At 63.4% G+C, this 4,824-nt stretch carries 2 protein-coding genes and 1 pseudogene; all 3 read left to right on the forward strand.

The features are described 5' to 3' along the window. Positions 1 to 1,333: pseudogene (locus Y707_RS25985) on the forward strand (alpha-1,4-glucan--maltose-1-phosphate maltosyltransferase); the annotation flags it as partial. Next, positions 1,330 to 3,105, forward strand: a complete 1,776-nt coding sequence (gene treS / locus Y707_RS0113535; protein ID WP_026535490.1) for a maltose alpha-D-glucosyltransferase — start codon at positions 1,330 to 1,332, stop codon at positions 3,103 to 3,105. The pseudogene Y707_RS25985 and the gene treS, both read left to right, overlap by 4 nt. Beyond that, positions 3,102 to 4,673 (forward strand): maltokinase N-terminal cap-like domain-containing protein, encoded by a 1,572-nt coding sequence (locus Y707_RS25990; RefSeq protein ID WP_051441996.1) that lies wholly within the window; start codon positions 3,102 to 3,104, stop codon positions 4,671 to 4,673. Before treS ends, Y707_RS25990 begins: the two co-directional genes overlap by 4 nt. The last annotated feature ends 151 nt before the right edge of the window (positions 4,674 to 4,824 follow it).

Here is a 4,824-nt window from a genome sequence, read left to right on the forward strand (position 1 = left end):
GGCGGCAAGCCGGCTTGAAGCGGTCGCCGACATGGGGTTCGACGTCGTGTACCTGCCGCCGATCCATCCGATCGGCCGCACGCACCGCAAAGGCCCGAACAACACTCTGGTCGCCACCGAGCATGACCCCGGTTCGCCGTGGGCCATCGGCTCCGGGGAAGGCGGACACGACGCGATCCACCCGGACCTCGGAACGTTCGACGATTTCGACGCCTTCGTGGCCCGCGCCGCCGAACATGGCCTGGAAGTAGCTCTCGACCTGGCACTGCAGGCGGCACCGGACCACCCCTGGGTGTCGTCGCATCCCGAGTGGTTCACCACCCGCGTGGACGGCAGCATCGCCTATGCGGAGAACCCGCCCAAGAAGTACCAGGACATCTATCCAATGAATTTTGACAACGATCCGGAGGGCCTGTGCATCGAAGTGCTCCGGATTGTCCGGTTGTGGGTCAGCCACGGGGTCAAAATCTTCCGGGTGGATAATCCGCACACCAAACCGGTCTGGTTCTGGGAGTGGTTGATCGCCGAGGTGAACCGCAAAGATCCGGATGTGGTGTTCCTGGCCGAGGCCTTTACCCGGCCGCCGATGATGCACGCACTGGGCCGAGCCGGTTTCCAGCAGTCCTACAGCTACTTCACCTGGCGCAACACCAAAACCGAGCTGGCGGAGTACTTCACTGAGGTCAGCCGCGAAACCGCCGCGTTCTTCCGGCCGAACTTCTTCGTCAACACCCCGGATATCCTGACCGAATACCTGCAGTTCGGCGGGCCTCCGGGCTTCAAGATCCGGGCCGTGCTGGCTGCCATGGCCAGCCCGCTATGGGGTGTTTATTCCGGCTACGAGCTGTACGAGCATGTGGCCCGGCCGGGCGCGGAGGAGTATATCGACAACGAGAAGTTCGAGTACCGTCCGCGTGATTTTGCGGCCGCGGAGGAACACGGACGTTCGCTTGCGCCCTACCTGAAGCGGCTCAACGATATCCGCCGTATGCATCCCAGCCTGCACGATTTGGGGAACCTCACTATCCACGCCAGTACGGATGATGCCACGCTGGTCTTTTCCAAGCACAAGAACGTGTCCTCACCGGAGGGCACTGAGAAGGACACTATTATCGTCGTCGTAAATCTTGATCCGCACAGCGCACGGGAAGCGACGGTGAGTCTGGATCTGCGGGCCCTTGAGCTCGACCCATCCGACCTGACACCCGATGGCACCTACCGGGTTGATGACTTGATCACCGCCGACAGTTGGCAGTGGGGAGCGGACAATTACGTCCGGCTTGACGCCCATGTTGAACCCGCGCACATTCTGCATGTGAGGAGGCAGGCATGACCTTGGCTCCGCAGTTCCAACTGCACGCCCCAGGGCTTCAGCATGACCCGCACTGGTACCGGAAGGCTGTCTTCTACGAGGTTCTGGTCCGCGGCTTCGCCGACGCCAACGGTGACGGATCCGGCGACTTCTCCGGCTTGATCGAGCGGCTCGACTACCTGCAATGGCTCGGCATCGACTGTTTGTGGGTTCCGCCGTTCTATGAATCCCCGCTCCGCGACGGCGGCTACGACATTTCGGACTACTACTCGGTCCTGGATGAGTTCGGCACCATCAGCGATTTCAAACGCCTGGTCTCAGAGGCCCATGCGCGTGGACTGCGGGTCATCACCGACCTGCCGATCAACCACACCTCGGACAAGCACGAATGGTTCGAGGCATCGCGCCATGATCCGGACGGCCCGTTCGGTGACTTCTACGTCTGGAGCGACACGGACGAGCGGTACGAGGACGCCCGCATCATCTTCGTCGATACGGAAGAGTCCAACTGGGCCTTCGACCCCGTCCGCCGGCAGTTCTACTGGCACCGGTTCTTCAGCCACCAGCCGGACCTGAACTTCGAGAACCCCGCCGTGCAGAAGGCGGTGTTCGACGTCGCCCGCTTCTGGTTGGATCAAGGCATTGACGGCTTCCGCGCGGACGCCATCCCGTACCTCTTCGAAGAGGAAGGCACGAACTGCGAGAATCTTCCCGCCACGCATGACTTCCTGAAGAAACTGCGCGCCATGGTGGACGAGGACTATCCCGGCCGGGTGATCATCGCCGAGGCTAACCAGATGCCGCATGAGGTGGTCGAGTATTTCGGGAACGAAGATGGCCCCGAATGCCACATGTGCTTCCACTTCCCGATTATGCCGCGGATCTTCTACTCGCTCCGGGATCAGGTGGCCGCTCCGATCGTCCAGGCGATGAAGGATACGCCCGCCATTCCGGAGGGCGCGCAATGGGGAACCTTCCTGCGCAACCACGACGAGCTGACCCTCGAAATGGTCACCACCGAGGAGCGCGAGGCGATGCTCGGCTGGTACGCCCCCGACTCACGGATGCGGGCCAATATCGGTATCCGGCGCCGGCTCGCGCCACTCCTGGATAACTCCCGGGCGGAACTTGAACTCATCCATGCCCTGCTGCTGTCCATGCCCGGAAGCCCGTTCCTTTACTACGGCGACGAAATAGGTATGGGCGACAACATCTGGCTCGAGGACAGGGATGCTGTCCGTACTCCGATGCAGTGGAACCCGGACCGCAACGCCGGCTTCTCCCAAGCCGATCCGGGCAAGTTGTACCTGCCGGTCGTGCAGTCGCTGGTCTATCACTACAATCACAGCAACGTCGAAGCCCAGCTCGCGCATTCGGGTTCGCTGCTGCACTGGATCCGCCAAATGCTCAGTATCCGCAAGGCTCATCCCACCTTCGGGCTCGGCTCCTACCGGAACGTGGAAACGGACGCGGAATCGGTGCTCGCGTTCCTGCGGGATATGCCGGACCACAATGTCGCCAGCGAACCGGCGGAGACCATCCTGTGCGTCTTCAACCTCTCGCAGAATCCGGTGTCGTCGACGCTCGATCTGTCCGGCTATGCCGGCCGGGGCCTGCGCGATTTGTTCGGCGGCACTCCTTTCCCGCCAATCGGTGACGATGGCCGCATCACGTTCACCATGGGCAGCCACGACTTCTTCTGGCTCCGGATCAGGGCTGACCATGCAAATCCCGCCGCCCCGGAGACGACGGCGATGCCGATCATCCAGCAACCGGGAGGCACAGCTTCGTGAACCAACTCCAGCCGCCGCTTCCCGAACTACTGCGTTCCTGGCTGCCCGGCCAGCGCTGGTATCCGGCCAAGGGAGTGCCTGTGAGCCTGCGCAGGGTCGGAGGCATCCGGCTGCAGGACCCGGCGGGCGAGGTCGGGTTGGAGGTTCACCTGATTGCCGTTGACAGCGGTGAACGCGTGGACGTCATCAACGTTCCCTTGAGTTACCGCAGCGCGCCGCTCGAGGGCGCGGAGAACGGTCTGGTCGGAGAGGCGGTGCACAGCCGCGGGGACGACGGCGACGGCGGTTCCTACGGTTCAGCTTCCGAGCCGGGCGGCGGATCCGGAAGGCGCTGGATCTACGACGGGGCTCACGATCCAGTCTTCGTTGCCGCATGGCTGGAACTGATGCGTACCCGGTCTACTACCAGTGACGGCAGGGCCAGCGGTGACGGCGTCCCGCAGTTCACCAACCACACGCCGCAGGCCGGGCCGGCGAAGTCGAAGGTGCTGACCGGCGAACAATCCAACACGTCTGCCGTCATTCAGGACGACACGATGCCGTCCATCGTCAAGTTTTTCCGGGTGCTCTCCGCCGGAGTCAATCCGGATGTGGAAGTCGGCGCGGGACTGACCGCGGCCGGTTGCGAAGAAGTCCCGGCCACCTACGGCTGGGTGGCCGGCCGGTGGCATGATCCGGTTGGTGAATTCGTCAATGGCGAACCGTCCGGGGCACTCGTTGAGGGGCAGCTCAGCGTGCTCCGTGAGTTCATCGGCGGCAGCCAGGACGCCTGGCGCCTGGCCTGCCGCGCCGCGCTGAATGGCGAGGACTACACCGAGCAAGCCGAAGGCCTGGGCCGGGCCACCGCGCAGGTGCACCTCAGCTTGGGTAAGGCTTTCGGTACCCGGGCCGCGAGCCCTGATGAACGAAACCAATTCGTCGAAGGCATTATCGGCCGTATCAGCTGGGCCTGGCGGGAAGCAGGCTCGGCCGTCGGGCCATACGATGAGCAGCTGAACCGGCAGATTGACGCACTCCGCGCATTGGAATCTCTTCCACCACTGCAGCGCATCCACGGGGATTACCACCTGGGCCAGGTCCTGCATTCCGAACGCCGCGGCTGGGTCATCCTCGACTTTGAAGGTGAACCCCTCCGGACGGCTGCAGAGCGTTCGCTGGCGGATGTGCCACTGCGGGATGTGGTCGGCATGCTGCGTTCCTTCGAATACGTAGCCGGCGTCGTGATGCATGGCGACAGCGGAGCTGGCGACGGACGCGACGACGGCAGGCAGGAGCGGGCGGCTGGGGCCCGGCAGTGGTCGATTGACTGCAGCCGCGCCTTTATCGCGGGCTACCAGCAGGAAACCGGCGAACCGCTGGATACGACTTCGCCTCTTTTCGTGGCGTTGTGGCTCGACAAGGCGCTGTATGAAGTCGTCTACGAATTACGGAACAGACCGGACTGGCTCAGCGTCCCGGTTTCCGGGGTGCGGGAGGCACTCGGGGACCGCGGCGCCGTCGTCGATAATATGGCCGCCGCAGACCACGGGAAAACGGATGGCCATGGAACTGAAGAGGTGAACCAGTGACTGAGAAGAAAACCAGCACGCGGGAGACTGCCCCGATTGCCGTCCCGCCGGACGTGTTGTCCGCCGTCGCGGAGGGCCGGTATTACGATCCGCACACAGTCCTCGGTGCCCATCTGCATCAGGCTGCGTCCTCCGATTCCGCCGCCACAAG

The organism is Arthrobacter sp. H14, from assembly GCF_000520495.1.
In the GTDB taxonomy this organism is placed as follows: domain Bacteria; phylum Actinomycetota; class Actinomycetes; order Actinomycetales; family Micrococcaceae; genus Arthrobacter_C.